1 protein-coding gene and 2 pseudogenes are annotated in these 3,149 nt (G+C 61.7%); all 3 read right to left on the bottom strand.

What is annotated here, in order from left to right:
• Positions 1-123 (bottom strand): annotated as a pseudogene (locus tag H7J73_RS29115) (DUF732 domain-containing protein); the annotation flags it as partial.
• Between the two features lie 53 nt (positions 124-176).
• Positions 177-3,046: pseudogene (locus tag H7J73_RS29110) on the bottom strand (MMPL/RND family transporter).
• Positions 3,043-3,149, bottom strand: a 107-nt coding sequence (locus H7J73_RS29105) for an MmpS family transport accessory protein (RefSeq protein ID WP_264071299.1), incomplete at its 5' end; no start/stop codon positions are given. The pseudogene H7J73_RS29110 and the gene H7J73_RS29105, both read right to left, overlap by 4 nt.

Below are 3,149 nucleotides of genomic sequence, written 5' to 3'. Positions count from 1 at the left end.
GGCGATCTTGCCGATCCAGGCGTTGTAGTCACGCGGACCGTAAATCCCGAAGCTGTGCAGATCATTGGCGAAATCCGTATCAGGATCAGCCTGCGCAGCCACCGGCACGGCGGCGGCCAACATCGCAGATACCAAGGCCACCAACGTGATCGACCGCCGTGCGGAGATTTTCCCGATCACGCGTGCACCTCCTCTTTCGGTGGCACCGAGGGCCACGGTTCGGCAACGGGCCGCTGCCGCACGCGCTGCGGCCACCAGAACCACTTGCCCATCATCGCAGCGATGGCCGGTGTCATGAAGGATCGGATGACCAGGGTGTCGAACAGTAGGCCAAGACCGATGGTGGTGCCGACCTGACCGATGACGGTGAGCTCACTGACCGCCATGGACATCATGGTGAACGCGAACACCAGACCAGCAGAGGTCACGACCGAACCGGTGCCGCCCATCGAGCGGATTATCCCGGTGTTGAGGCCGGCGTGAATCTCCTCCTTGAACCGCGAGACCAGTAGCAGGTTGTAGTCCGCACCGACGGCCAACAGGATGATCACCGCCATCGGTAGCACCATCCAGTGCAGCTCGATACCGACGATGTGCTGCCAGATCAGTACCGACAACCCGAACGACGCGCCCAGCGACAACACCACCGTGCCCACGATCACCGCCGAGGCAACCACGCTTCTGGTGATGATCAGCATGATGATGAAAATCAGGCACAGCGAGGCGATTCCGGCGATCAGCAGGTCGTAGTTGGCCCCGTCATGCATGTCCTTGAACGTGGCCGCGGTGCCGCCGAGGAAGATCTTCGACCCTTCCAGCGGGGTGCCCTTGATCGCTTCCTTCGCCGCTTTCTTGATCGCGTCGATATGGGCGATGCCCTCCGGCGTCATCGGATCACCGTCGTGGCTGATGATGAACCGCACTGCCTTGCCGTCGGGTGAGATGAACTGCTTGATGCCGCGTTTGAAGTCGGGGTTGTCGAACGTCTCCGGCGGCAGGTAGAAGGAGTCGTCGTTCTGGGCCGCATCGAACGCCTGGCCCATGGCGGTGGCGTTCTCCGACCCCGCGGTCTGCTGATCCTGCATGCCCTTCTGGGTGGCATACATCGTGAGCATCATCGTCTTCATGCTCTTCATCGTGTCGATCATCCCGGGCATCAAGGCCACCATCTGCGGCATCAACACATCGAGCTTCTCCATCTGCGGCATCAACGCCTGGATGTCGTCGGTCATGACGTCGATACCGTCAAGGGTGTCGAAGACCGAACGGATCGAGTAACACACCGGGATGTTGAAACAGTGTGGTTCCCAATAGAAGTAGTTCCGCAGTGGCCGGAAGAAGTCGTCGAAGTTGGCGATGTTGTCACGCAACTGCTGGATGTCGACGACCATGCCTTTCATCTGGGCGACCATGTTGTGCGTGACATCGGCCATCTGCGCCGTCAACGAGGACATCTTGGTCATGGTGTCGATGGTGTTCTGCATGTCATCGGCCTGTTTGAGCATGTTGGCCGTCATGTCCTGGTTGTACTTCTCGTTCATCTTCTGCGTCGTGCTCTGCATGGGATCGACGTGTGCTCGATCGGCGTGCCCTGCGGACGCGTAATCGCCTGCACGCGTGAGATTCCCGGCACTTTGAACACTGCCTTGGCGATCTTGTCGATCACCAGGAAGTCCGCCGAGTTGCGGAGATCGTGATCGGTCTCGATCAGCAGCAGTTCCGGATTCATCCGGGCCGGCGAGAAATGCCGGTCCGCGGCCTGGTATCCCTGCTGGGCGGGCAGATCCTTCGGCAGGTAGTTGCGGTCGTTGTAGTTGGTCCGGTAGCCGGGCAGGGTCAGCAGCCCGACCAGAGCCAGCGCGATCGTCGCAACCAGGATAGGCCCGGGCCAACGTTTGCGCCAGCCGCGGGTCTTCATGGCCCGCTTGGGTTCGAGCAATCCGAAGCGGCCCGCAATGGTGACGATGGCCGGGCCCAGCGTGAGCGCCACCAGCACCACGGTGACCATGCCGATGGCCAGTGGAATGCCCAGGGTCTGGAAGTACGGCAGGTTGGTGAAGTGCAGGCAGAGGGTGGCGCCGGCGATCGTCAGGCCGGAGCCAAGGACGACGTGCGCCGTGCCGTGAAACATCGTGTAGTACGCGGTCTCTTTGTCCTCACCGTTGCCACGAGCTTCTTGATATCGACCTATCAGGAAGATGGCGTAGTCCGTCGCCGCGGCGATCGCCAACGTCACCAGGAGGTTGGTGGCGAAGGTCGAGAGCCCAATGATGTTGTGGAAGCCCAGGAAAGCGACGATGCCTCGGGCGGAGGCCAGCTCGAGCACCACCATGGCCAGCACGATGAGCACCGTGACGATAGACCGGTACACCAACAGCAGCATGACAATGATCACCGTGAAGGTCAGGGCCTCGATCATCCGCATGCTGCGGTCACCGGCCAGCTGCTGGTCCGCCGACATCGCGGCCGGACCGGTCACATACGCCTTGAGCCCGGCCGGCGGCTGGTCCTCTTCGACGATCTTCTGGACAGCCTCGACGGACTCATTGGCGAGCGCCTCGCCCTGGTTACCGGCCAGGTACACCTGAACGTAGGAGGCCTTGCCGTCCGGGCTCTGCGCCCCGGATGCGGTCAGGGTGTCGCCCCAGAAGTCCTGCACATGCTCGACGTGTTTGGTGTCGGCTTCGAGCTTCTGGACGAGGCCGTCGTAGTACTGGTGGGCCGCGTCGCCCAGGGGCTGCTCGCCCTCGAGCACCACCATCACCGAACTGTTCGACTTGAACTCGTCGAAGACGTGCCCGACTTCCTTCATCGCGATCGTCGACGGGGCATCTTCCGGGCTCATCGAGACCGAGCGCATCTGCCCGACCACTTCGAGCTGCGGCACGACGACATTCAGTAGGGCGATGATGACGATCCAGGCCAGGATGATCGGGATCGCCAGGCGCCGGATCCACATCGCGATACCGCCGTGATGATTCGTCTTTGGCGCGCTGTGCCGCGCGGTCGGAATCGCGTCTGTGATCGGCTCATTGGGTGTGCTCATGCTGATTTCACCAAGCAGAAGGTCTGGGCGGTCACGCCGGAAGAGGATCGTTCGTCTTTGACCACGTCATCGACAGTGACCCGACAGCTCACATCGGTGCTGT

It is taken from the genome of Mycolicibacterium komossense, assembly GCF_025822605.1.
Lineage (GTDB): Bacteria > Actinomycetota > Actinomycetes > Mycobacteriales > Mycobacteriaceae > Mycobacterium > Mycobacterium komossense.
The sequence above is the reverse complement of the archived record's forward strand: the minus strand, read 5'-3'. Positions and strand labels throughout refer to the sequence as shown.